Genomic DNA, 25147 nt, shown 5'->3' with positions numbered 1-25147 from the left:
AAAAAAACGGCTATTGCAGGAGGAATATTCAACATATTTTCGTAAATTAGCCACAAATACAATTACCGGAATTATGGCAAAAAAGCATTCTAAAGTAGTAGCTGCAGTGATGATAAAAGACGGGAAATACCTCTGTATGCAGCGTTGTAGGTCGCATTACGATTACATCTCGGAGCGATGGGAGTTCCCCGGAGGGAAAGTAAAAGACGGAGAGAGCGACCATGAAGCCCTTGTGCGTGAGATTAAGGAGGAAATGGATTGGGACATATTCGTGGGGCGCAAGCTCGGTAGCGTAGACTATGAATACCCCGACTTCACGGTTACACTTACGGCATACCTATGTAAAGGTGGCGACGAAGCATTCAAATTGCTTGAACACCTGAACTATAAATGGCTCGTAAAAGGAGAACTAGGCACCTTGAAATGGACGGATGCCGACCGTATGCTGATAGAGAAAGTGCTGTAAAAACACCGCTTGTGCGTATTTCCTGTTGCAAACAAGCAGCGAATTTACACCTATTTGTATATATGGTAACGGCCTTCGGTGCTGTTGCAGTATTTGCGCAACAAACTTAAAATGAACTCGGCGTTGGCCCTCACGTTCGTTTCGTTACCGTCGTACCCGTTGATGAGCACCGCAAGGCGAGCGGTCTGCAACTCTATTTTGGTACGTTCGTTATCGCTCGTGGGCGTTCCCACCCCACCTTGTGCATCGCGATAAACCGGCAATCCGGCTATGTTGATCATGCCGCGCCCTATGCCTTCGTAGGGTTCTCCTTCCTTTCCGATGCCCAATGTCAGCGTATCACCCGCGAATTTATCGGCATCGAAGCCGCCTATGCTGTACCCATAGGCAATGCTGGCGAGATTGATAAGGTCGACAAGCGTATTGATTTGATACAGTTCTTTGCCCTGAAGCATCCGACGGATGAGTGCTTCGGACGCCGGACGATAGCGCGACGGATCCTTTCCGCAGGCCTTATACACCCGCCGTGTGGCAGCTATACCGCCGATATCTTTCAATGTTTCGGTGGTAAGCGTGCGCCTGAAGTGCGTTTCCATTGCCTTTATCTCGCCCCACAGCCCTTCCGAAAAGGGCGTATTCACTACGTCTGCCTCTACGCAAGCCCCCACAAAAGATGGGCAAACGCGTTCTATTTCGCTCGAAACAATAATCTGCATATTCCTTGTTTTGCCTGCAAACGTACAAAATATTATCCATATATCAAAAACAGAAGTACTGTTTTCCGCCTTTACACCGTACATCTGTCGCCCATAAAGCATGCAAATAATTTGCACGTTCAGAAAGAATTGCCTATTTTTGCGTACGGTATTCTTTACACACACACTTATTTTTTATGGACGAGAAACAACGTATTTCGGAACTGAGGCAACAGCTTCACGAGCATAACTATAAATACTACGTGCTGAATGCACCGACAATAAGCGACCAAGCCTTCGACTTTATGATGCACGAATTGCAGGACTTGGAAGCCAAGTACCCCAAAATGGACGATCCGAACTCGCCGACCAAGCGCGTCGGTTCCGACCTGAACAGCGAATTCAAGCAGGTTGCACACAAATATCCCATGCTGTCTTTGGCCAACACCTATAACGAACAAGACGTTGAGGAGTGGTTCGAACAGGTGGCGCGTGGACTTATGGGCGAGGAATTCGAGGTGTGTTGCGAACTTAAATACGACGGGCTGTCTATTTCCCTGACGTATGTAGACGGACAACTCGTGCAGGGCGTCACCCGCGGCGACGGCATTCACGGCGACGATGTTACCGAAAATGTGAAGACAATACGTGCCATTCCGCTCGTTCTCTCGGGCAACGATTACCCGCACGAGTTCGAGATGCGCGGCGAAATACTGATGCCTTGGAAAGTTTTCGAGCAGCTCAATGCCGAACGCGAGGCCAACGAAGAGCCGTTGTTCGCTAATCCTCGCAACGCTGCAAGCGGCACCTTGAAGAGCCTGAACTCGCGTCTTGTGGCGTCGCGCCATCTCGATTCCTACCTTTATTATATGCTCGGAGAGCAACTCCCTACCGACGGACATTACGAAAACATGATGAAAGCCAAGCATTGGGGGTTCAAAATCAGCGCGGGAATGCGCAAAGTAAAATCGTTACAGCAAATCTACGACTTCATCAAACATTGGGACACGGAGCGCAAAAACCTGCCCATAGCCACAGACGGCATAGTGCTTAAAGTAAATTCACTGCGCCAACAGCGGGCTTTGGGCTACACTGCAAAGAGCCCACGTTGGGCTATTGCGTATAAATTCAAGGCAGAACGAGCCTGTACAAAGCTCGTTGAAGTAACTTATCAGGTAGGAAGAACGGGCGCAGTTACACCGGTTGCCAACATGGAACCGGTAAAACTCGCGGGCACAACCGTAAAAAGAGCAACGCTGAACAATGCAGATTTCATTAAAAGTTTCGACCTCCACGTGGGCGACTACGTATATGTAGAGAAAGGAGGAGAGATAATTCCCAAGATTGTAGGCGTGGCCTTAGACAAACGGCCGGCCGATGCAAAGCCGATATCCTTTATTACTCATTGCCCCGAATGCGGCACCCCGCTGGCACGTTACGAGGGCGAAGCGGCCTATTATTGCCCGAACGACACGGCTTGTCCGCCCCAAATCAAGGGACGCATAGAGCACTTCATAGCCCGAAAAGCCATGAACATCGACTCTATAGGCCCCGAAACGGTAGACGATTACTACCGCAGAGGACTGATACACAACGCTGCCGACCTTTACAACATTACCGTTCAAGACATCAATGGAGCCGGAAACCGCGAGAAGTCGGCACTTAAAATCGTGCGAGGCATAGCATCTTCTAAGCAAGTACCTTTCGAACGTGTGGTCTTTGCCTTAGGGATACGCTTTGTAGGAGAGACCTCTGCGCGGCTTATAGCGCGACATTTCAAGAATATAGATGCCCTGATGGAGGCTTCGCTGCAAGACCTGACAGAGGTAGAAGGTGTGGGCGAGGTTATTGCCAAGAGCGTTATCGCTTACTTCAGCAACCCCATAAACAAAGAAATCGTGGCACGTTTGCGCAATTACGGGCTGCAAATGGCGCTCTCGGAAGAACAACAAGCAGGCTCATCCGATAAACTTACCGGTAAAAGCATCGTAATCAGCGGCGTGTTTACGCACCACAGTCGCGACGAATACAAGGCACTTATCGAGCAAAACGGCGGCAAGAACGTGGGAAGCATATCGGGTAAAACGAGCTTTGTTCTTGCGGGCGACAACATGGGACCGTCTAAATTAGAGAAAGCGGAACGCCTCGGAGTGCCCATCATCAGCGAAGACGATTTCCTTAAAATGATAGAATAGTTATTTTAAGAGACTAAAGGAATTGAAGAGATTAAAAGAGTTAAAGCCGTATGTATTGCCGACTATCATTTCTGTTCGTGCAATATAACGCCGCTCTTCAACTCCTTTAACCGCGTAAAAGCCGACTTGTAATTTGTAAGGAAACGGCTTCTTTACGGCAAGAACCACGGAGGTTGACACCATGAACCACGGAGGTTGACACTGTGAACCACGGAGGTTGACACTGTGAACCACGGAGGTTGACAAGATGAACCACGGAGGTTGACATCATGAACCACGGAGGTTGACAAGATGAACCACGGAGGTTGACATCGTGAACCACGGAGGTTGACACTGTGAACCACGGAGGTTGACACGATGAACCACGGAGGTTGACATCGTGAACCACGGAGGTTGACGAGCTGGAGATAGCCTCCTTACTGTAAGGAGATAATTCTTAAAATGTATCTAATTGGAAACAAAGCAGTTAAATCGTTGCATAAACTAAATAGGTAACGATTTGGAAACGAGCGAATTGCTTTTAGTCGCAAGTTTCTGCATTAACAAAGAACGCTTGTAATTCTGGTTGCAAAGATAACACTTTGTTACCGAATTACAAGCATTTTTATGCAAAAAGGTATAAAAGGGTGAATATCTATCAAAAACATGCCGCCTTGCGGTGCACCTGAGAGTTTTAGTTCAATAATTGTTGGCCTTAATTTTAGTGCAAACAGTTACTAACTTTTTTTAAACAGGGAATAGGCCTAAATCCAATTGTCTGTTTTTAGGAGGTGCAAAGACTCCAATAATTAAATAAGGGTCGGGAGCTTTCCTTTTATGCCACTCGTATGAAGTACCTAAAAATAGATAAATATCTCTTTTCGCCATATTTTCATATTTCTCGATAACCTTCCGAACAGCACTTTCTTCACTTTTATCTTGCCGAATGCAGTTCCTATATAAAGCTCCAATTTCCTAATCCTCAATCATAAGGGTACGCTTTATTCCATCTTCCGTAACAAATTCGTAACTGAATTTATAAGGTATCTTCTCTGCAAATTGAAAAGAATCCTTTATATCCTGTTTATCTTCAAAGATGTTCATTTGAAGCATTTCTGCTTGGCATTTTGCTTTGAGTTTTGACAATTTGTCAGCATACTTTTCCATACTCTTGCCTTCGTCTTTCTTTCTCAAATCGCAACATACCACACGGTTCACGCGTGTAGGTTTCAATACGGCTAAAGAGATTTTGTTCTGTGCCGTCAAGTCAAGAAGTTCACTCATATTCGTGAATATGGTCTTGTTTTTCAGAACCCATTGAAGCCTTAAGTTCCAATCTATCCCTTTGCCTTTTTTGCCAAGGATATTCGTGTCGGTTTTAAGAGTATCAATATTATAGATATGGTAACTTTCCGGTCTGCTGTCTTGAATCCTTTTCTCCACATCTACCTCTATCCACTGCCATTTGTGATAACGAGGCGCATCATTATCCGCATAAATCACCCTGTAGGGAATAGGAAATATTCTTATCCATGAGCCATCTTCACGAAACCCTGCCGTACATACCGTTTCGAGATGTTTTTCCGATAAAGAAGGATAAGTCATTACAGATACCAATATCCGCATAATCATAGTAAAATCTCTTGGAAATCATAGGCTGCATTCGACAATCCCATCAAGGCCTTTGCCACTCGTGTACGATGACATTGTCTTGGATCTTTCTCAAAACAGGTGAGACAGACTCTTTTTTCCTTGTCTAAAACAGAACGCACATATAATAATGCATCCCAATTCTGTTTTAGTGAGGTTTGCTCATATGCTTCAAACAGACGGTCGTAGTCCTCTTGAGTATTTAGTGCTTTCCTATTTTCAGACTCTATGCCTAACGCAGGTATATGTATGTATTTGATTCCCACGCCTTCACAGGCTTTTTGTAGGATTGCCTTGGAAAAACCATATTTCATGCTGAACGCATTCTTCCTGACATCGCATAAAACCCTAATATCATTGCATATGAGTTGCTTCAAGTATTTTTCAAGGGTAAATCCTTCATAGCCAATGGTCATCAATACTGACGAACTGCGTTTGTACCGTTCCCTACACTCCCTGACTTTTTCCATTTCTTTCTGTGTCAGCAAGTGTTGGGCTATTGTACTGTTGATTGCCGTAAATGGGTTTGTTCGATATGTATAGGCTATCAACTCATTTTGAGTCATATTGCTGTATAATTTACAAACTTTACAAATAGCCTGAGCATCAAACAAATCCAAATCCCTGATAAAATGAGTTTCATGTAAAGGATGATACAGGCTGTCTTTCCTTTCTATTTTCTCTATATCCAAATATCCCTGCTTGGATAAAGCCACTAAATCCTGATTGGCCTGAAAAGAGAAACAACCGTATTTATAGGGAACAAAATCAAAGGCTTTCTCGCCAACCTGCCTTCGCGTAAAAAGGAATAGATATTTCTGCATACTCTTTGCAGAAACATCCTTACCGAGTGTTTCAAGCAATGCCAAAATAACTTTCCTTCTATAATACATAACTTGCATATTCTTGGGCAAAGTTACAAATTATTCTTAATAAAGCCAACGATGTCGGTATTTTTTATAGAATATATATCTATAATGGCATTTTATAGCAGGGGCTATGCAAACCATAGCAATTTTACCGTCATTATATTGGCTTAAGTTTACATTGTTGTCTATTGAGCCGTGCGGTGGAAGAGATAAATTACAATCCGAGGTGGCCTTTTTACGGTAAGGAGACGGTCTCTTTACGATAAGGAGACGGTCTTTTTACGATAAGGAGATGGCCTTTTATTGCGCCACCTCCTTTAACTCTCCGTAATAGAACGGCTGTTTAGAACGTCCACTTAGCCGCAACAGTGGGGATAGCATAGAAGCGATTGTGCTCTCCACGGTTGTTCCAAACGAAGTTGTTAGACAGTTCAACCTCGGAACCAAGGCTGAGATTTACCCCTTGCATGCCCTTCAACACGTTTAAGTTGAACCAAAATTGCGGCTCGCTGATAACGATCAGCTTACCATTAACGTTAGGATCGTACCACAAATCGCAAAACCCGCTGAAGGTACACAGCTTGTTTGCGAACGTTACACCCCACACCTCGGTGAGCTGAAAGCCGCTAAAGGGGCGTGCGTTGTAGTGCCTGTTCTTGAAATAATATTTGTACATCGCCTGCACGGAGAAGGTTTTCGAGAAGTCGGCGCTATGCCAATTCCACGCACCTCCGGCAAGTACGGCATGCTGAAAGCGCGTTGCGTTCCAATTGTCCTCATCAGAAGAGAGCCCGCCATTATATTCTATGTGCGCTGCCCATTGCTTATTCCGCGATAAATTGAACTCTCTGGCAATCTCCCAATAAGCTCCTGCCACGCCGTCTCGTTGATAATCAATGTCTGTAAAGGTATAAGTATTGCCCCATTTGTCGGGTTTAAACATCTCGAATGTGGTTGTTACCGACGGTCTGTTGGTAAGATCGCTGTTCAAGGAATGGCCTAAATCGTAATGCAACTGAATGTTTTGTGCACTTACCGACATGCTCACGGCCGTAAGAAAAGTAAGAATGAGTTTTGTTTTCATAAAAAATTAAACTTGTAGTAATTGGTTATTACAAGTGCAAAGGTACGAAATTGTTAAGATTTACGGGCCATGTTCTACCACAAATCACCAACTTTATTAAGAACGCACGCACTGCTCGCCATTCTGGATTATACACTTTACTGACAGCATTTCATATCCCTGTCTGCCACAGATAGGCCATCTATGCTCAACAGATATACCATCTGTCTTCCTTACATCTATTAAATAATAACGCTTTATTATAATGGCATTTCTATTTCGTTTACAATTCGTTTAGTTTGCAAGTTGCCATTTTTATCGATTTCACGAATAAATGTTACACCTCGAATACGCGTTGAGAGCACATAATGCAACTTTAAGTTACGCGAATAATCCCAAAGTCCCCACACAAATTCTTCGTTATTATCGGGATAAGAAATATACACATTCGTTCCACGAATACTGTCCAAACGCGGCGTCTCATCAATCGCGTTCAGTTTAACATTCTCTAAAACTGCACCGTTACGGTTCAATATCGTCAATACTACACACATTTCGGGCTCCTCATCAACATCATGAGCCGTATCGTATCGCATCATTGCGAATCCGGCATCGAATAAATAAAACTGATATAAACGCGCTTCACTTATCCTATGTATATCTATTGCAAAGCACTTCTCGAACTCTTTGCCCGCATAACGCAACCGGTAAGGCGTGTTATTTTTCATTATAACGTGGAAACGACGCACATATGCCTGCGATACATGTGCCCGAAAAGCCCTGCACACTACCCTTTTCTCACCGGTGCTATCAGTATTTACATCCCATGTTCCCCCGATAGTACCATACTTATCCATTTGAGTAAGGACGTAAAGTTCCGAAAAATCGAGCAACAGAGTGGTACCGTCAGCTGCTTGCCACACCCCTGCAACATCAGCACGCGTGATAGACGTCTCTTTCGGTCGGCATGAAACGAACAACAATAAGGCAGACAATACAGCCCAACTAACCCATTCTTTCATAATAAGGTAATATAATTTTCTGCAGCGCACTCTGCACCTTGGCGTCTTTAATACGATTAATATCGGCTTCAACCCGTGTTTTCGGGTCAATATAATTACTAAAAGCCAAGAAAGAAAACATAGTTTCAGCATGCGGATGTAGGTAAGCCCACTGCAAAAAAGCACGCGGATTACGTAGATAGAGTCTGGCTACATCATCGCTAAACATTTCAGATACATAGCCATCAGACTCTTTGGTAGCGGCATACCATTTATCGAAAAGTGCCTCATCGGATATAGGTACGCGCTTTACTTCCTCTATCCGTTGCATCCAAAACGCATCGAAACGCCTGTATTGATCTGCCTTTCCCTGCGTTCCTTTCTGCATTTGAAGTAAACGTATCTTACCTGTATCGTTCACATGATAGCGCATCGTGCACCACATCATATACTCGTAAGCCTCCGGCTTGTTGCAATTTCCCTGACTGAGACGATATTCTGCACGTATCGAAAATTCGTTCTTCGGTAAGAAAGTGCATTTTGCGATCATGTATTCTTGGCCCTCTTCATAACTTACTTTTCCCATTCGGTTATAGCCTACGTACATTCCATCGGTCAAATGCGCCACAGAATCGCAGATAAGGATGTAGTTTTCTACATACTCTTTAAAATAAACATCGAATATGCACAAATACTTCTGCGGCGCAACAATGCGTATGGAAACGAGTTTAGAACTGTCTGCAAGCGTATCGGCAAGCACAACTTGGGCAAGCAGTTTCTTTTTTTGAGCCTCAACCAAAGGCATCATACGCCTGATTTGCACCATACTGTCAGCCGCCATATCATCTACATCCAGCTGTTGTACGATAGAGTCTTTATTCGCACCTGCCCCTCGTTCCTGCTGTGCACCGCCCCTGCATCCCTGACAACCAGCCACTATCAGCACCATGAACAGACCTAAAATCAACCTTATATATGTTTTCACAAAGCTTGCACTTATTTATTTAATAATGGTATCTGTGTACAAAAATAATGTTTTATCCACAAACCAACAAGCATTTCAATGCATAATGTCGACAAAATTTTATAACAATAAGACAGATAATTCTACCATAAAACGATTTATCTCCACACATTTCTCTCTTTCATTCCCTATTCTTGTCAGTGGTGCATGTAACCTGCACAACATGTACATGTTGCTTGCACAATTTGTGCACATACTTTTCACACGAAGTGCATCATCATTGCACACAACACATATTACCTAACTATGTCCCAACTTTATACCTTATATTCAAGACAGGCTCAAGCATTGATAACATGAAATATACTTTTTTGCAGAATGATAGACACAACCTGTTCCTAATAGCATTTCATAGTATTTCACATTCTTTAAATATTTAATCGACAAACATCAACCTTTATTTTGTATTTTTGTAACCAAATGAGAATAGATATTATTACGGTTTTGCCTGATATGCTTGCAGGGTTCGTCAACGAATCTATCCTCGCACGCGCTCAAAAGAAAGGACTTGCAGAGATTTGTCTGCACAACTTGCGCGATTATACGCTCGATAAATGGCGACGAGTAGACGATTATCCCTACGGTGGATTTGCCGGAATGGTGATGCAGTGCGAACCTATAGACCGCTGCATTGCGGCACTTAAAGCCGAAAGAGATTACGATGAAGTGATTTTTACCACACCCGATGGGGAGCAATTCGACCAAAGTATGGCCAACGAACTGTCGATGAAAGGCAATCTGATCTTCCTTTGCGGGCATTACAAAGGCATAGACCAACGCATAAGAGACCATCTTATCACACGTGAAATATCTATCGGAGACTTCGTTCTTACGGGTGGAGAGCTGGCAGCCGCAGCAATGGCCGATGCTATAGTGCGCCTTTTGCCGGGCGTTATCAGCGATGAACAGAGCGCACTTAGCGATTCTTTCCAAGACAACATGCTGTCTGCGCCCATCTACACACGCCCTGCAGACTATAAAGGTTGGCGGGTTCCCGACATTCTGCTTAGCGGAAACGAGGCCAAGATAAAGGATTGGGAGATGGAACAGAGCTATGAACGTACCAAAAGGCTGCGCCCCGATCTGCTGAAAAAGAAATGAACAAGAGCCGAAAATCGACGAAACATGAGTAAAACATTTACTAATTAATTTATATATTATGGAAAAATTAATCGCAAAACCCCAATTAGGATTTACCGAAGCAAACCAACTTGTTGCAAGTAGACTGACCGATTTCAACGGACGTTCGCGCCGTTCAGAGTACTGGTGGACCATGCTTTCGTTCCTCATCTGCGTCTTCTTAATCAGCAAGGCGCTTTCTGCGTTTCTGCCGGATGTACTGGCCTCTCTCATTACTGCTGCATGTTGGTTCTACGTTTATGGCGTTACAGTGCGCCGACTTCAAGATACCGGCAAGAGTAAATGGTGGGTAATCGTAAGCTGGGCAGCCACTTTTGCCTCCACACTCTATATGTATTTCAGCGGTCTTACAGACACTTTGGCTTCCGTTAATGCCAATCCGCAAGCCGCAATGAAGGTATTTACCGATCCCGGATTGATACTTATCGGGCTTGTAAACCTTGTTACGTTCGTCGCAATACTCATTTTCTGCTGCTTAGACAGCAAACCTGAGCCCAATAAATATGGCGAATCGCCCAAATATGTATTGGCAAAAGAAGAAGAAGAGGTTGCAACTGCGCCCGAAACAACGGCTGCAGAAGTAGAAGAACCGGCAAACGAACCGGCCGAAGAAGTGAAAGATAACGCAGAAGAACCGACTAACGATCAAGAGATTTAGGCCTTTCTGTTTGCAGTAAAGCTACTGCAAAAACTATAAAAACAAGACTGGAGGCACACCTATATAAATAATGTGTGTCGTCAGTCTTACTGTTTTATACGCGATATTACTTACCTAATTGCTTGCAAAAGGCCTCTCCTAATGCAAATCCTTCCTCGTAAAGCCGCTCAAGTTTCGCAGTATCTTTCTCGATACGTCCTACCTCCATCGGCCGTTGCGGACGTATACAAACGATTTCTCCGCGCTCTTCAAGGCGATCGACCAGTTCGAGTTGTTCGTTATAAGCGGCAATGCGTCGGCTTAAAGCCACCCGCAAACGAGGGTAATTCTTATAAATAAAATAAGGTATCTTGCGGTCTTTATCCATACTCCGATACCCTTTGTTGCGCGTAAGCACAAGTACATTCTTCTTATACCCACGTTCCTGTGCCCGCAACACGGGTATAGAATCCACAATACCCCCATCGAGCATGGGTATTCCATCTACAAAAACGGTCTTGCTTACATAGGGCAGACTGCTCGAAGCCCGTACAATATCGAGCGCTCTTTGCTTGTTTTCGCTCTCTGTAAGGTACATGGTACGGCCAGTAAGACAATTGGTCGTTACCATTTCGAAGTTATCGGAATAGCGGAAGAAAGTATCGAAATCGAAAGGAATAAACTCGTTTGGGAACTTGTCATATAACAGTTTCTGGTCGAATATACACCCTTGTGTAACCAAATGACGCAGACCTATATAGTCGTAACGGGCCAAGAAATCGATGTTAGACAGCCGTGCCCTGCGCGGTTGACGGCTGATGTACGACATGCCGTTGCAGGCTCCGGCCGACACAGCCACCACGTATGGAAAATACAAATCGTGCTTCATAAAGCCGTCGAGCACGCCACTTGTGAACACGCCACGCATGCCTCCGCCCTCTAATACCAATCCCGTATTCCTGTCAATTAGCATAAAAACTGTTTAAATTCACGACAAAGTTACACATTTCCAAGTAATTTTATTAACTTTGCGAATAATAATTTAAATAAATATATACGGCTATGTTTGACAAAGAAACCTATATCCGTCGCCGTTCGGAGCTGAAGAAGCTCGTGAAAAACGGCCTTATCATATTGTTTGGAAATAACGAATCGCCTTGCAATTTCCCAAACAACGGTTATTATCCTTTCCGTCAAGACTCCTCATTCCTATATTATTTCGGGCAAAACAGAGACGGTCTTGTGGGCGTTATCGATGTGGATAACGATACTGAAACGCTTGTCGGTAACGATATTGATATAGAAGATATCGTGTGGTATGGCTCGGTCGACAGCGTAAAAGACCTTGCAGAGCAGGTCGGTGTGGCCCATTCGGAACCGATGAAAACACTGAAGACCATCTGCAACGAGGCACTACGCCAGCATCGGAAGATACATTTTCTGCCTCCCTATCGCTATGACATCAAGTTACAAATACTGGATTTGTTGGGTATCCATCCCGTTCAGCAGAAAGAGTCGGCCTCTATGGAACTGATTATGGCGGTTATCAAGATGCGTTCATGCAAGGAACAGCAGGAAATAGAAGAACTGGAACGTGCCGCAGTAATCGGTCACAAGATGCATACCACGGCTATGCGGCTCACTAAGCCGGGCGTTACGGAGAAATTCATCGGCGGGCAAATCGACGGCATAGCTAATTCTTACGGCGCTATGGTTAGCTTCCCGACCATCTTTTCGCAACATGGAGAGATCATGCATGGCAATCCTACGATGGCTGTTTTGCAATCCGGTCGCCTTGCTTTGTGCGATGCAGGCGCTGAAACCATCAATAATTATTGCTCAGACAATACAAGAACCTATCCTGTAAACGGCAAATTCTCACAACGACAACTTGAGATATACAGCATAGTAGAGGCTTGTCATGACCACGCATTGCAAATTGCCAAGCCCGGAATTAAGTGGTACGACGTACACATGTCCGTTTGTAGGCTGATGACAGATAGGCTTAAAGAACTCGGACTGATGAAAGGTGACACGGAAGAGGCCGTGAAAGCGGGTGCGCATGCTATGTTCTTGCCCCACGGACTCGGTCATATGATGGGCATGGATGTACACGATATGGAGGCCCTTGACCAACGTTATGTGGGTTACGATGAGGAAATACAGCCGTCAGATCAGTTCGGCACCAACGCTCTGCGGTTAGGACGACGCCTGCAAGAAGGCTTCGTAGTGACGGATGAGCCGGGGATTTACTTCATTCCCGCACTCATAGACGACTGGAAAGCGAGTGGACATTGCAAGGAATTTATTAATTTCGACCTTCTTGAAACCTATAAAGATTTCGGCGGCATACGTATTGAAGACGACTTGCTCATTACAAAAGACGGCTGTAGGTTTATAGGCAAAGACCGCATTCCATACCATCCGGCAGAGATAGAAGAGTTTATGAGTAAGAATTAATAATGATTTAAACAAAGAATAACATATTTGATTTTATGAGAAAAATCGTAATTTTCGCGCTTCTTGCAGTGTTTGCAGCGAGCGTAGGCGCACAAGACAAGAAAGAAGAAAAGAAAGACAATAAACCGATATTCACGGTAGTAAAGCAAAATCCTATAACAAGTATCAAGGATCAGAACCGCAGCGGAACGTGTTGGGCATACTCTACACTGAGCTTCTTAGAGAGTGAAATACTCAAGAAGAGCGGCAAGACTTACGACTTATCCGAAATGTTTGTTGCCAATAAAACTTATATGGATCGTGCCACGATGGCCATCCGTATGCACGGTGACGTAAGTTTTGCACAGGGAGGCAGTGCATACGATCCCATTTATTGTTGGGAACATTATGGCATGGTGCCCGAAACAGCAATGCCACTCCCGGGAACTTTATACGGTGATTCGCTTGCCAACTTCAACGAATTCTTCGCTGTGCTGACGCCATACGTCGAGGCTATTGCCAAAGGAAAGCAGACCAAACTCACTCCGGCATGGAAGACTGGCCTCCAAGGCATACTTGACGCGTATCTCGGGAAGTGCCCCGAAAGCTTTACCTACGAAGGTAAAACTTACACACCGAAATCGTTTGCTGCGAGTTTAGGGCTCGATATGAAGGATTATGTGAGCTTCACAAGCTACACACACCATCCGTTTTGGACAGCATTTGCCGTAGAAGTGCAGGACAATTGGCGCTGGCCGTTAAGCTGGAATGTACCTATTGATGATCTTTGTAAGATCATTGATAACGCTATTATGAACGGTTATACCGTCGCATGGGGCGGAGATGTCTCTGAAGAAGGGTTCACAAGAAGTGGTCTCGGTATAGCATACGACCTGAAAAAGGCACGCGATCTTACAGGAACCGATGCCGATCGTTGGCTTAAAATGTCGAAAGTATCGAAGAAAAGCAAATTAGATTCGCTGGGAATCAGTGTTCCTGAAATCGTTCCTACGCAAAAGATGCGACAAGAGGCATACGACAATTGGGAGACAACCGACGATCATGGCATGCAAATCTATGGCATCGCCAAGGATCAGAACGGCAGAGAATATTACATGGTAAAGAACTCTTGGGGCGAAACAGGCGACTATAAAGGCATTTGGTATATGACAAAAGCATTCATCGCCTATAAGACTATGGACTTTATCGTCAATAAGAATGCCGTTCCGAAAGACATTCGCAAGAAGATAGGTATCTAAAATTCTCATTTTCAAGAGAAAGAAAATAAGGAGCAAAAAGTATTGAATGGCAAGTCGGAAAGACGAGTTTTTGCGGTTATACGATAGTCATTACATCAATACTTTTTGCTCCTTATGCATTTAAACGGTTCTCTCGAAACCACAATACGATACGCACAACTACGCTTTTTATCGAGAAAAACTTCACCCGCCCATGTCTTTATCATTCACGAAGCGATAGGAAAATCTATGAAAACCAGCCTCTGACAGCAAAAAGTTTAATGTCCTCATAACAAAAATACTACCAAGTATATACGAAAAAGATACCCTTTATCATTGTTAGAACATACCTCTATGACAATTAAAAGCTATATCTTTTTGCGTTAAAAGAGCAATTTAAAAAATTACAACAAATAGAATAGATTTGTTGTTTTTTATTTGTAACTTTACACGCGGAACATTTTATGTACGATATTCGTTCCGTATTTCCGCCCTTTATTGCGGTTTCATAATAATAAGAAAATAAAAACTATATAAATGCATTTCAAATGGAATTACGAACCACCTACACCACAAGAAGAACAGGCAGCTAAAGAACTTGGCGAAAAACTGAACATCAATCAGATATTGGCATTGCTTTTAATTCGGCGAGGTATCACTACCGAATCGGCTGCCAAGCGTTTCTTCCGTCCACAACTGGCAGACCTTATCAATCCATTTCTAATGAAAGATATGGATATTGCCGTAGACAGATTGAATGATGCCATGGGGCGTAAGGAGCGTATACTGGTGTATGGAGACTACGATGTTGACGGTTGTACGGCCGTAGCATTAGTGTATAAGTTCCTTCAACAGTTCTATTCGAACGTCGATTACTACATTCCGGACCGCTATGATGAGGGGTATGGAGTGAGCAAAAAGGGAATAGATTATGCGAAGGATACAGGAGTAAAATTAATTGTTATTCTCGATTGCGGCATTAAGGCAATCGAAGAAATTGCTTATGCCAAAAGCCTTGGCATAGATTTCATTATCTGCGATCATCATGTTCCCGATGAAGTGATGCCCTGTGCCGTGGCAATATTAAACCCGAAACGCCCCGACGACAGCTATCCTTTTAAGCATCTCTGCGGTTGCGGGGTAGGTTTCAAGCTGATGCAGGCATTTGCGAAGAATAACGGAATACCGTTTTCAAGGCTCATTCCCCTACTCGATTTCTGTGCAGTAAGTATTGCTGCCGATATTGTTCCGGTAACAGACGAGAACCGCATACTGGCTTTTCACGGACTGAAACAACTCAATCAGAACCCAAGCATAGGCCTGAAAGCCATCATTGATATATGCGGACTCAACGGACGCGATATATCCATGAGCGATATCGTCTTCAAAATCGGGCCGCGTATCAATGCTTCCGGCCGCATGGAGAATGGGAAAGAAAGCGTTGACCTGTTGGTAGAGAAAGATTTCTCGAGTGCACTGACACAAGCAAAGCATATTAATGAATACAACGAACAACGCAAGGATATAGACAAGCAGATGACAGAAGAGGCAAATCAGATAGTGGCCAAGCTCGAAAGTCAGAAGCATCACTCGTCTATTGTGCTATATGATGAGAACTGGAAAAAGGGAGTTATCGGCATTGTAGCATCAAGATTGACCGAAATATACTTCCGTCCGACAGTGGTACTCACACGTGACGGCGACTTTGCCACGGGTTCTGCGCGCAGCGTAACGGGCTTTGATTTGTATGCAGCCATTAAGAGCTGCAGAGATATATTGATCAACTTCGGAGGACATACCTATGCAACGGGCCTCACGCTGCGATGGAACGACGTTCCCGAATTTAGAAAACGGTTCCAAAGGTACGTAGAAGAACACATCCAACCCGAACAGATTGAAGCAAATCTAAATATCGATGCGCAGATCGATTTTAAGGATATAACCAAACGACTGCATAATGAATTAAAGAAATTTTCGCCGTTCGGACCGTGCAATACCAAACCCATATTCTGCACGACCGACGTTTACGACTATGGTACGAGCAAGGTGGTAGGGAGAATACAAGAACATATAAAACTGGAACTCGTAGATTCTAAATCGAGTAATGTTGTCAATGGCATTGCTTTCGGGCAAAGTGCATCGGCACGATACATTAAATCTAAACGCAGTTTCGATATTGCCTATACCATCGAGAATAACATCTTTAAGCGCAATGCCGTACAACTTCAGATAGAAGACATACGCCCTACCGAAGACGAAGACGCGGAATAAAGGAGGAAAGATGGCGCAAGATTGCTACTTGTCGATATTGCAACAATATTGGGGGTATCGTGATTTCCGAGGTATTCAGCGTGAAATCATTGAAAGTATAGGCTCCGGACACGACACACTCGGGCTTATGCCCACTGGTGGAGGTAAGTCTATCACCTTCCAAGTACCTGCTCTTGCCAAAGAAGGCGTGTGCATTGTGATTACTCCCTTGATTGCCTTGATGAAAGATCAGGTGCAACATCTGCGCGATAAAGGTATCAGCGCCACTGCCATCCATGCGGGTATGTCGCGTAAAGAGATCGTTGTAGCACTCGAAAACTGTATATTCGGGGGTATCAAATTGCTCTATGTATCTCCGGAAAGGATAGGTTCCGATTTGTTCCAAAATAAGCTACGGCGCATGAAGGTGAGCTTCATAACCGTAGACGAGGCCCACTGCATCAGTCAATGGGGATACGATTTCCGCCCTTCCTATCTGCATGTAGCCGATATAAGAAGGCTCCTTCCCCATGTTCCGATACTTGCACTTACGGCAACAGCAACCCCTCAAGTGGTCGAAGACATTCAGGATAAATTGAATTTCGAGCATAGGAACGTGTTTCGGATGAGCTTCGAACGCAAAAACCTCGCATACGTTGTAAGAAATACAACCGACAAATACGGCGAGCTCATACACATATTAAGTTCGGTACAAGGCAGTGCTATCGTTTACGTCAGAAGCCGTAAACGCTCTAAAGAGATTTCCGAAATGCTTAACAAGCACCAAATTCCGTCCACGTTCTATCATGCCGGTCTGGAATATTCACAAAAAGATGAGCGACAAAAAGACTGGCAACAAGATCGAATACGTGTGATTGTTGCCACTAATGCTTTCGGAATGGGCATCGACAAGCCCGAAGTAAGACTCGTAGTGCACTTCGATTGCCCCGATTCTTTGGAGGCCTATTTCCAAGAAGCAGGCCGTGCAGGCCGAGATGGCAATAGGTCTTACGCCGTTTTACTATATAACAACAGCGACCAAAGGAAGCTCCATAAGCGTATAACCGATACTTTTCCGGAGAAAGAATTTATAAAGCAGATTTACGAACACCTTGCCTATTTTTATCAGGTAGGCTTGGGAAGCGGATCAGGCCATATATTTAGCTTCGATATAGATAAGTTCTGTCGAACTTACAAGCACTTTCCAATTCAGACAGACTCTGCACTTAAAATACTCGAACGCGCAGGCTATTTAGATTACGAAACAGATCCGGACGCGAGTGCAAGGCTGATGTTCATGCTTAACAGAGACGAATTATACAAATTGGAGAGTACAACAGCCCACGAAGAACTCGTGATTACCGCACTTCTAAGAAACTACGGCGGGCTCTTCACCGACTATGTATATATAGACGAAGGACTTATTGCGCAACAAACAGGGCTTAATCAACAGCAAGTTTACCTGCTATTAAAAGGATTAAGCCAACGCCGAATACTCCATTTCATACCACAACGCAAGACTCCTTATATCACCTATACTCAACGGCGCGAGGAGATGAACAGAATTATCATACCGAAAGAGGTGTACGAAATGCGGAAAGAACAATATGTGTTGCGCATTCAATCGATGATACATTATGCAGAAAACGATGATGTATGCCGCAGCCGGCAACTCATACGATACTTCGGAGAAGAGAAATCCAGAGATTGTATGCTATGCGATGTGTGCCTCGAGCACTACACGAACCAACTGTCAGAAGACCGAATAGAACCTGCAAAAGCCATTATCACGGCATTCCTTCACGATGGAAAGAAACATCATATCACAGAACTGCATCAACTTAACATCCCCGAACGCCAACTGCACGGCGCATTGGCAGAACTCATTAGCGAAGAAGAAATAACAATGGAAGGCAGTTTTCTCTTAATGGAAAACTAAAATATCATGCATAAAAAAGAAACGGAATGCACCGTTTTTTACCGATACATTCCGTTTGCGATTATCTTAAAGGCTATTTAATTATTCTCCGGACGAAGTTTGCGAACGGTTTCTCCGGCACGCCACATCTCCTTATTACGCATAGCCTCAAGCTCTTTATTCAATCCTTCGCGGTAGTCGACCTTCGAATTAGAATCGATGGAAACCTGCGCTTCATTCCCTGTCTTTACAGAAAGATAGAGCCATTCCATCACTGGTTTTATGGCATCGCGGAAGCGTGGTGCCCAATCAAGTGCCCCCCGTTGGGCTGTGGTAGAGCAGTTAGCATACATCCAATCCATTCCTTTCTCGCCAAACAACGGCATCAAACTCTGCGTAAGTTCCTCTACAGTTTCGTTAAATGCCTCCGACGGAGAGTGTCCATGCTCACGCAACACGTCATATTGAGCCTCGAACAAGCCTTCGATAGCCCCCATAAGAGAGCCACGCTCACCGGTTAAGTCAGATGTAGCCTCTCTTTGGAAAGTTGTCTTGAATAAATAACCGGCACCGATGCCTATACCAAATGCGATAGTCTTTTCTTCTGCCTTGCCGCTGGCATCCTGATAAACGGCATAAGAGCAATTCAGACCACGTCCTTCTTTAAACATTGTGCGTAAAGAAGTGCCCGAACCTTTCGGTGCAACCATTATAACATCAATATCATTCGGCGGAACAACGCCCGTACGATCGTTCCAATTGATGGCAAAACCATGGGAGTAATAAAGAGATTTGCCTGCTGTAAGATGCTTCTTTATCTTGGGCCACACGGCTATCTGCCCCGCATCGGAAAGCAACATGCAGACAATTGTCCCTTTCTCTGCAGCTTCTTCTATAGAAAAAAGAGTCTTTCCCGGCACCCAGCCGTCGGCTATAGCCTTGTCATAGGTTTTGCCCTCGCGCTGTCCTACAATTACATTGAAGCCGTTATCGCGCAAGTTACACGCCTGTCCCGGCCCTTGTATACCATATCCGATTACTGCAATCGTCTCGTGTTTCAGAACTTCACGAGCCTTTTCCAACGAAAATTCTTTACTTGTGACTACTGTTTCTATTACGCCACCGAAATTTAATTCTGCCATATCATTTATTTTTATGCGACAAACAGTTTGCCGCGGTTATCATTTTCAAGCCATTCTATCAACAAGATAAATATTCGATATTATAAGTAAAATCTTCTCTCGAATTTCAATTCCTTATGAATTTAATCTTGCTTCTGCAAACTTCTACTTCTTCTTTCTCCTCATCCTGCACGAGTTTTGTAATGCGAATGTTATATTCATTTTGCTGCTCCTGCTCGCGGTAGAAACATAATCTGTCACCACAATGAGCTTCAGCCACATAAGCTATTTCAAAACGCTGCGGCCGATACTCTCGATACCAGTCGATGTCCCACAAATCAAGTATATGCTCGATATATTTCACACTGTTGATGTGCCCGTTGATGTCTACGTCACTATAGCCGGTACTTATCGTTCTTATCAAGGGTGTGTTTTCGTTTATTTTCACCCTCGAAGACTTCCGAATAGGACAGTCTTTCTCTGTTTCGATATATTCTTTTATCAATCCATCGCGTACAGAGAGAATGTCAGTAGGCTGCCTTGTTTCGGTATCTATCATTGCCCATACGCTTCTACCGTATCCATAAACTCGTTCGTCAGTCCCCAGAATAGAGAAGTTTCTACCGGTAAAATACTTCATAGCATCTTCTATCCATGTTTCTACAAAGAACTTGTCGTAAGCCATGGGGATCTCTTCCATCTCTATAGCTAAACGCGACAGTACCCACGTTTTATGGATAGGGTTCAAATAGCTCATTCCATACCCGCGATCATTAGAGTGAAAGTCCGCTGCATTTAGCATGTGATTACCTAAATGGCCGATAAACAGGCGATAGGTGATATCACAATGAAAGGGTTCTGCCAAAAATTCGTATCTTCCTACCTTACTCAACAACTGATTCATTGCGCTGGTTTTGTTCGTTTAAATATTCGCTGATCGGCTCTTCAAAACTCCGTGTCACCGCAATGCGCCCCGAACGTGTATATTGGAGCAGGCATCCGAAAGAATCCAAACAGCGATATAAGTCGGTTACATCTTCCGTTAATCCGGCCAAAAGCACGGTACTATAAGTGGGATTGACCTCCATCATGCGGGCATCATGCTTACGTATCGTGCGCGAAACCTCCGGATTATTGAGCAATATCGGAGTAGAAATCTTGTAAAGTCCTACCTCATGAATGAATATTTCATCATCCATATAGTAATCTGCCTTTACAACATCAATCTTTTTCTCTATCTGTTTCGTTATCTTAATTATCTCTTCAGGAGCACACCATACGGTGATCGTATATTTATGAATGCCTTTTATACTCGATGCCGATACATTTAAGCTTTCTATATTCATCTGTCTACGGGTGAATACGGCCGTGATCTGATTTAAAATACCTGCCACATTCTCAGAATAGACCAATAATGTATAAAACCTCTTTTCCATTTCTTAAATATTTATTTCAAGCAGCATTTCGTCTACACTGTGCCCGGGAGGAGTCATCGGAAGCACGTTGTCTTCTTCTTTTACTGCACATTCCAGCAGATAAGGGCCATCGGTAGCAAGCATCTTTCCTATTTTCATCTGTAATTCTTCACGATCTACGGCCACATCATACGGTATGGCATACCCTTTACAGATATCTTCGTAACGAGGATTTAGCATTTTTGTAAACGATTGACGACGGTTCCAAAACATATCCTGCCACTGCCTTACATTGCCTAAATAATTGTTATTCAGAAGTATCATCTTCACCGGCGCCTGCTGTTCCATAATCGTACCGAACTCCTGAATGCTCATTTGTAGTCCACCATCACCGGTGAAAAGACAGATGGTGCGGTCCGGAGCACCGAAAGTGGCACCAACTGCTGCCGGTAAACCGAAACCCATTGTGCCTAATCCGCCGCTTGTAACGATGGAACGCTGTTTGTTAAACTTAAAATAACGACAAGAGAACATCTGGTTCTGCCCTACATCATTTACCAATACAGCATCGCCCTGCGTAGCTTCGGCTACGGCATTTACAACTTCCCCCATAAGCAACGGGCCTTTTGTAGGATGTATGGCAGGCCGAATAACTCTCACATTTTCTTCATTATCATATGGTTTGAAACTTTCTATCCACTCCCTATGCATACTTTTCTTGAGCAATCTTGTAATCAAAGGTAGCGATTGTTTACAATCTGCCACTACAGCAACGTCGGTTCTGATGTTCTTATCAATCTCAACCTTATCAATATCTAAATGGATTATCTTGGCCTGTTTGGCATAAGTAGAGGGCAATCCGGTAACCCTATCGCTAAATCTCATGCCAATAGCAATAAGCACATCGCAGGCTTGTGTTTGCTTGTTCGGTCCATAGTTGCCATGCATTCCCAAAATACCCATATTGAGTGGATGCCCGGTAGATAATGCCGACAATCCCATAAGCGTACGTGCTGCAGGGATATCAGCTTTTTCAAGAAACTCAACAAGTTCGTTTTGAGCACCGCCAAGTTCTACACCTTGTCCAATAAGAGCAAACGGACGTTCAGCACCATTGATAATTTCAGCTGCCTCTTTTATGGCATCTGTATTTAATATAGGATACGGAATATACGAACGCACATGCTCCACACGCACCGGTTTCCATTCGCATTTATGAATTTGAGCATTCTTCGGAAAGTCGAGAACCACCGGTCCGGGGCGACCACTCCGAGCAATATAGAATGCTCTGCTCACTGCCCACGCCACATCTTCGGGCCGCTGAATTTGGTAACTCCACTTACATATCGGCTGCGAAACGCCCACAAGATCGACTTCCTGAAAGGCATCAGAGCCAAGAGCCCCAACAGCTACCTGTCCTGCAATCACTACAATGGGCGTAGAATCCATCATGGCATCGGCAACACCCGTTAGCGTATTCGTTGCTCCCGGACCGCTGGTAACGATACACACGCCCACCTTGCCACTTACTCTTGCATAACCTTCGGCCGCATGAGCTGCCGCCTGCTCGTGACGCACAAGTATGTGGTCAAACTTCTTTGTTTCTCCTCTCGTATATGTATAAATAGAATCGAAGACCGGCATAATGGCTCCACCCGGGTAACCGAATATTGTTTTTACACCTTCTGCCTCAAGCGAACGCATGAGTGCTTCCGATCCAGTAATCATTTCCTTGCTCATAAACTTCCTTCCCCTCAACTCTTACATAAAAAAGATACACAGTGCTTTAGTGCCGGGGCTCCATTGTTTTAATTCATATTTACACTTGTTCACCCATATATTCCCACGGTTTGCAGCCATAATCAACTAAAACATTGATTTAATCAATAATCCTGACGCCTCCCTTATCTGCCGAACTTACACTCTGTGCATAGGCTCTAAGAGCCTTGCTTACCGTTCTATGGCGTTTTAGAGGTCGTTGCTCACGCGCCGAGAGCTCAACTTCAGACAGTTTTACATTAATACTTCTACTGGGAATATCTATCTCAATAATGTCTCCATCCATTATTTTACCAATGTTGCCACCTGCTGCTGCTTCGGGAGAAATATGCCCGATGCTCAGTCCGCTGGTACCTCCGGAAAATCTACCGTCGGTAATCAAGGCACACTCTTTGCCCATATGCATGCTCTTGATATAAGAGGTAGGGTAAAGCATCTCCTGCATTCCCGGGCCTCCCTTTGGCCCCTCATGGGTTATTACTACACAGTCACCTCTTTTCACCTTGCCGCTCAAAATTCCTTCACATGCATCATCCTGCGAATCGAACACTACTGCAGGACCGCTGAAATGCCACAATTTTTCATCGACTCCTGCCGTTTTTACCACACAGCCGTTTTGGGCAATATTGCCGAACAGCACAGCCAAGCCGCCATCTTTGGTATAAGCGTGTTCCAAATCGCGGATACATCCGTCGTTACGATCGGTATCAAGACTCTCCCATTGAGCATCCTGACTGCCCATAACAGTAGAAAATTTGTAGCCGGGAGCACTGTGATAAATGCGAATAGCCTCCGGTTCGATAGTTTCCCCCGTAATATCATACTTCGTAAGTGCCTCTCCGAGTGTCAGTCCATCTACGCGCTTCACATTCTTATCTATAAGTCTGCCTTTAGCAAGTTCATTCAGTATTCCGAATATACCACCGGCGCGATTACACTCCTGCACCGAATATTTCTGGGTATTCGGTGACAATTTGCAAAGACAAGGTACCTTACGACTGAGCACATCGATATCGCTCATCGTGAAATCAACCTCTCCTTCTTGCGCTACAGCTAACAAATGAAGCACCGTATTGGTACTTCCGCCCATGGCGATATCCAAGGTCATGGCATTAAGAAAGGCATTTCGCGTAGCTATACTACGCGGAAGAACGCTCTCATCGCCTTCTTCATAATATTTCAATGCATTTTCTACAATCTTACGGGCGGCATCCTTAAACAACCGAATGCGATTTTTATGTGTGGCAAGAATGGTTCCATTGCCGGGTAATGCAAGCCCTATTGCCTCTGTAAGTGAGTTCATCGAATTTGCAGTGAACATTCCGGAGCAACAACCGCACCCGGGACAGGCACTATTCTCTATCTTTCGTATATCTTCTTCGCTCACAGAAGCATCGGCACCTTTTACCATTGCTGTTATCAAATCGGCATTCTCTCCATTCCATCTGCCAGCTTCCATCGGGCCGCCCGAGCAGAATATCGTAGGTATATTGAGCCGCATAGCTGCCATGAGCATTCCCGGAGTAATCTTATCGCAGTTGGAAATACAGATCATAGCATCTGCTTTATGGGCATTCACCATATACTCAACGGAGTCGGCAATAATATCTCTCGACGGTAACGAATAAAGCATTCCATCATGCCCCATCGCAATACCGTCGTCGATGGCTATTGTATTAAACTCAGCAGCATAACATCCAATGGCTTCTATTTCCTTTTTTACGATCTGTCCTACCTCATGAAGATGCGTATGTCCCGGTACAAATTGAGTAAAAGAATTGACTATGGCAATAATAGGTTTACCGAATTGCTCTTGTTTCATACCTGTTGCCACCCATAAGGCACGCGCTCCTGCCATTCTTCTGCCCTCTGTGCAGACGGCACTCCTCAATTTATGTTTCATATCTTATTTTTGTATATACGCTACTGTTACTAATGCAAAGTTAATCAGATTTTATGTAACAGGCAATAATTTTATACTTATTTTTCTTACAATCTTTGAATTAACAAGCAAATCGGCAAAAATAATATCAATCTAACACAAGAACATCTCGTTTTACTTACAGTTGTATTATGAAGAGTAATCTATAATTTGGAAGAAATATCTTACTGTAAGAAAAACGATTTTCTTTTATCACATATCACAGAATATCGATACAAGAAAAATGGAGCTTATGTCTGTTAAATCTATGCCATACTTCTACTCCCCATAGACCTAACATGTAAGAAGGACAAAAAGTTCTTACGGAGATAATAAAAAAATCCTCG

21 protein-coding genes are annotated in these 25147 nt (G+C 44.1%); 8 read left to right on the top strand and 13 right to left on the bottom strand.

Annotation, left to right across the window (positions count from 1 at the left end):
• Positions 1–73: 73 nt before the first annotated feature.
• Positions 74–466, top strand: coding sequence for a (deoxy)nucleoside triphosphate pyrophosphohydrolase (locus HMPREF0663_RS01230; RefSeq protein ID WP_036859670.1), 393 nt, complete (start codon positions 74–76; stop codon positions 464–466).
• Positions 467–516: 50 nt separating this feature from the next.
• Here HMPREF0663_RS01230 and HMPREF0663_RS01225 read toward each other — a convergent pair whose 3' ends face one another.
• Complete coding sequence (locus HMPREF0663_RS01225; protein ID WP_016665576.1) at positions 517–1182, bottom strand: B3/B4 domain-containing protein; 666 nt, start codon at positions 1180–1182, stop codon at positions 517–519.
• 176 nt (positions 1183–1358) lie between these two features.
• Here HMPREF0663_RS01225 and ligA point away from each other — a divergent pair, with 176 nt between their 5' ends.
• Positions 1359–3356, top strand: coding sequence for an NAD-dependent DNA ligase LigA (gene ligA, locus HMPREF0663_RS01220; protein ID WP_004368224.1), 1998 nt, complete (start codon positions 1359–1361; stop codon positions 3354–3356).
• Positions 3357–4082: 726 nt separating this feature from the next.
• On the opposite strand, the gene HMPREF0663_RS12380 is transcribed toward ligA, so the two are convergent.
• From HMPREF0663_RS12380 to HMPREF0663_RS01195, 6 genes are all read right to left on the bottom strand, one after another.
• Positions 4083–4307 carry a DUF8757 domain-containing protein gene (locus HMPREF0663_RS12380; protein WP_508601775.1) on the bottom strand — a complete coding sequence of 75 codons (225 nt, stop codon included), beginning with the start codon at positions 4305–4307 and terminating at the stop codon, positions 4083–4085.
• Between the two features lie 3 nt (positions 4308–4310).
• Positions 4311–4961 (bottom strand): DUF8758 domain-containing protein, encoded by a 651-nt coding sequence (locus HMPREF0663_RS01215; protein ID WP_234955632.1) that lies wholly within the window; start codon positions 4959–4961, stop codon positions 4311–4313.
• Positions 4962–4963: 2 nt separating this feature from the next.
• Positions 4964–5899 (bottom strand): DUF488 domain-containing protein, encoded by a 936-nt coding sequence (locus HMPREF0663_RS01210; RefSeq protein ID WP_244859923.1) that lies wholly within the window; start codon positions 5897–5899, stop codon positions 4964–4966.
• A 298-nt stretch (positions 5900–6197) separates the two neighbouring features.
• Entirely contained in the window at positions 6198–6938 is a 741-nt protein-coding gene (locus HMPREF0663_RS01205; RefSeq protein ID WP_004368220.1) for a nucleoside-specific channel-forming Tsx family protein, read from the bottom strand.
• 239 nt (positions 6939–7177) lie between these two features.
• Entirely contained in the window at positions 7178–7939 is a 762-nt protein-coding gene (locus HMPREF0663_RS01200) for a hypothetical protein (RefSeq protein WP_004368219.1), read from the bottom strand.
• Entirely contained in the window at positions 7923–8903 is a 981-nt protein-coding gene (locus HMPREF0663_RS01195) for a hypothetical protein (RefSeq protein ID WP_016665574.1), read from the bottom strand. The genes HMPREF0663_RS01200 and HMPREF0663_RS01195 overlap by 17 nt, the downstream gene beginning before the upstream one ends.
• 459 nt (positions 8904–9362) lie before the next feature.
• Between HMPREF0663_RS01195 and trmD the strand changes: the two genes are divergently transcribed.
• Both trmD and HMPREF0663_RS01185 read left to right on the top strand, forming a co-directional pair.
• A complete protein-coding gene (gene trmD, locus HMPREF0663_RS01190) occupies positions 9363–10043 on the top strand; it encodes a tRNA (guanosine(37)-N1)-methyltransferase TrmD (protein ID WP_004368216.1) in 681 nt (226 codons plus the stop codon).
• Positions 10044–10101: 58 nt separating this feature from the next.
• On the top strand, positions 10102–10740 hold the full coding sequence (locus HMPREF0663_RS01185; protein ID WP_004368215.1) for a DUF805 domain-containing protein: 639 nt from the start codon (positions 10102–10104) through the stop codon (positions 10738–10740).
• A 106-nt stretch (positions 10741–10846) separates the two neighbouring features.
• On the opposite strand, the gene HMPREF0663_RS01180 is transcribed toward HMPREF0663_RS01185, so the two are convergent.
• Complete coding sequence (locus HMPREF0663_RS01180; protein WP_004368214.1) at positions 10847–11692, bottom strand: patatin-like phospholipase family protein; 846 nt, start codon at positions 11690–11692, stop codon at positions 10847–10849.
• An 89-nt stretch (positions 11693–11781) separates the two neighbouring features.
• On the opposite strand from HMPREF0663_RS01180, the gene HMPREF0663_RS01175 reads away from it, so the two are divergent.
• The 4 genes from HMPREF0663_RS01175 to HMPREF0663_RS01160 all read left to right on the top strand — a co-directional run bounded on the left by HMPREF0663_RS01175 (position 11782) and on the right by HMPREF0663_RS01160 (position 18585).
• Positions 11782–13179, top strand: coding sequence for an aminopeptidase P family protein (locus HMPREF0663_RS01175; RefSeq protein ID WP_004368213.1), 1398 nt, complete (start codon positions 11782–11784; stop codon positions 13177–13179).
• A gap of 35 nt (positions 13180–13214) precedes the next feature.
• Positions 13215–14417, top strand: a complete 1203-nt coding sequence (locus HMPREF0663_RS01170) for a C1 family peptidase (protein WP_004368212.1) — start codon at positions 13215–13217, stop codon at positions 14415–14417.
• Positions 14418–14933: 516 nt separating this feature from the next.
• Positions 14934–16667 carry a single-stranded-DNA-specific exonuclease RecJ gene (recJ, locus tag HMPREF0663_RS01165; protein WP_004368211.1) on the top strand — a complete coding sequence of 578 codons (1734 nt, stop codon included), beginning with the start codon at positions 14934–14936 and terminating at the stop codon, positions 16665–16667.
• 10 nt (positions 16668–16677) lie between these two features.
• Complete coding sequence (locus HMPREF0663_RS01160; RefSeq protein ID WP_004368210.1) at positions 16678–18585, top strand: RecQ family ATP-dependent DNA helicase; 1908 nt, start codon at positions 16678–16680, stop codon at positions 18583–18585.
• Between the two features lie 77 nt (positions 18586–18662).
• On the opposite strand, the gene ilvC is transcribed toward HMPREF0663_RS01160, so the two are convergent.
• The 5 genes from ilvC to ilvD form a co-directional block, all read right to left on the bottom strand.
• Positions 18663–19706: a ketol-acid reductoisomerase gene (gene ilvC / locus HMPREF0663_RS01155; RefSeq protein WP_004368209.1), complete on the bottom strand. Its 1044-nt coding sequence runs from the start codon at positions 19704–19706 to the stop codon at positions 18663–18665.
• Between the two features lie 106 nt (positions 19707–19812).
• Positions 19813–20589: an acyl-[acyl-carrier-protein] thioesterase gene (locus tag HMPREF0663_RS01150; RefSeq protein ID WP_004368208.1), complete on the bottom strand. Its 777-nt coding sequence runs from the start codon at positions 20587–20589 to the stop codon at positions 19813–19815.
• Complete coding sequence (ilvN, locus tag HMPREF0663_RS01145) at positions 20570–21121, bottom strand: acetolactate synthase small subunit (RefSeq protein WP_004368207.1); 552 nt, start codon at positions 21119–21121, stop codon at positions 20570–20572. Before ilvN ends, HMPREF0663_RS01150 begins: the two co-directional genes overlap by 20 nt.
• Before the next feature lie 3 nt (positions 21122–21124).
• Complete coding sequence (gene ilvB, locus HMPREF0663_RS01140; RefSeq protein ID WP_004368206.1) at positions 21125–22840, bottom strand: biosynthetic-type acetolactate synthase large subunit; 1716 nt, start codon at positions 22838–22840, stop codon at positions 21125–21127.
• Between the two features lie 139 nt (positions 22841–22979).
• The gene (gene ilvD, locus HMPREF0663_RS01135) at positions 22980–24782 is read right to left on the bottom strand and encodes a dihydroxy-acid dehydratase (RefSeq protein WP_004368205.1); all 1803 of its coding nucleotides are present in this window, start codon (positions 24780–24782) and stop codon (positions 22980–22982) included.
• Between the last annotated feature and the right edge of the window lie 365 nt (positions 24783–25147).

The sequence above is a fragment of the Hoylesella oralis ATCC 33269 genome, assembly GCF_000185145.2.
GTDB classification, from domain to species: Bacteria; Bacteroidota; Bacteroidia; order Bacteroidales; family Bacteroidaceae; genus Prevotella; species Prevotella phocaeensis.
Note: the sequence above shows the minus strand (reverse complement) of the source record. Positions and strands in the feature narration are given on the sequence as shown.

What these genes read in the sequence shown, in the direction of transcription:
- HMPREF0663_RS01200 (WP_004368219.1), bottom strand. Translation starts at nt 7,939, where the DNA reads ATGAAAGAATGGGTTAGTTGGGCTGTATTGTCTGCCTTATTGTTGTTC.
- HMPREF0663_RS01150 (WP_004368208.1), bottom strand. Translation starts at nt 20,589, where the DNA reads ATGAATCAGTTGTTGAGTAAGGTAGGAAGATACGAATTTTTGGCAGAA.
- recJ (WP_004368211.1), top strand. Translation starts at nt 14,934, where the DNA reads ATGCATTTCAAATGGAATTACGAACCACCTACACCACAAGAAGAACAG.
- HMPREF0663_RS01160 (WP_004368210.1), top strand. Translation starts at nt 16,678, where the DNA reads ATGGCGCAAGATTGCTACTTGTCGATATTGCAACAATATTGGGGGTAT.
- HMPREF0663_RS01180 (WP_004368214.1), bottom strand. Translation starts at nt 11,692, where the DNA reads ATGCTAATTGACAGGAATACGGGATTGGTATTAGAGGGCGGAGGCATG.
- ilvD (WP_004368205.1), bottom strand. Translation starts at nt 24,782, where the DNA reads ATGAAACATAAATTGAGGAGTGCCGTCTGCACAGAGGGCAGAAGAATG.
- trmD (WP_004368216.1), top strand. Translation starts at nt 9,363, where the DNA reads ATGAGAATAGATATTATTACGGTTTTGCCTGATATGCTTGCAGGGTTC.
- HMPREF0663_RS01205 (WP_004368220.1), bottom strand. Translation starts at nt 6,938, where the DNA reads ATGAAAACAAAACTCATTCTTACTTTTCTTACGGCCGTGAGCATGTCG.
- HMPREF0663_RS01225 (WP_016665576.1), bottom strand. Translation starts at nt 1,182, where the DNA reads ATGCAGATTATTGTTTCGAGCGAAATAGAACGCGTTTGCCCATCTTTT.
- HMPREF0663_RS01215 (WP_234955632.1), bottom strand. Translation starts at nt 4,961, where the DNA reads ATGCGGATATTGGTATCTGTAATGACTTATCCTTCTTTATCGGAAAAA.
- HMPREF0663_RS01230 (WP_036859670.1), top strand. Translation starts at nt 74, where the DNA reads ATGGCAAAAAAGCATTCTAAAGTAGTAGCTGCAGTGATGATAAAAGAC.
- ilvB (WP_004368206.1), bottom strand. Translation starts at nt 22,840, where the DNA reads ATGAGCAAGGAAATGATTACTGGATCGGAAGCACTCATGCGTTCGCTT.
- HMPREF0663_RS01170 (WP_004368212.1), top strand. Translation starts at nt 13,215, where the DNA reads ATGAGAAAAATCGTAATTTTCGCGCTTCTTGCAGTGTTTGCAGCGAGC.
- ligA (WP_004368224.1), top strand. Translation starts at nt 1,359, where the DNA reads ATGGACGAGAAACAACGTATTTCGGAACTGAGGCAACAGCTTCACGAG.
- HMPREF0663_RS01175 (WP_004368213.1), top strand. Translation starts at nt 11,782, where the DNA reads ATGTTTGACAAAGAAACCTATATCCGTCGCCGTTCGGAGCTGAAGAAG.
- HMPREF0663_RS01185 (WP_004368215.1), top strand. Translation starts at nt 10,102, where the DNA reads ATGGAAAAATTAATCGCAAAACCCCAATTAGGATTTACCGAAGCAAAC.
- ilvC (WP_004368209.1), bottom strand. Translation starts at nt 19,706, where the DNA reads ATGGCAGAATTAAATTTCGGTGGCGTAATAGAAACAGTAGTCACAAGT.
- ilvN (WP_004368207.1), bottom strand. Translation starts at nt 21,121, where the DNA reads ATGGAAAAGAGGTTTTATACATTATTGGTCTATTCTGAGAATGTGGCA.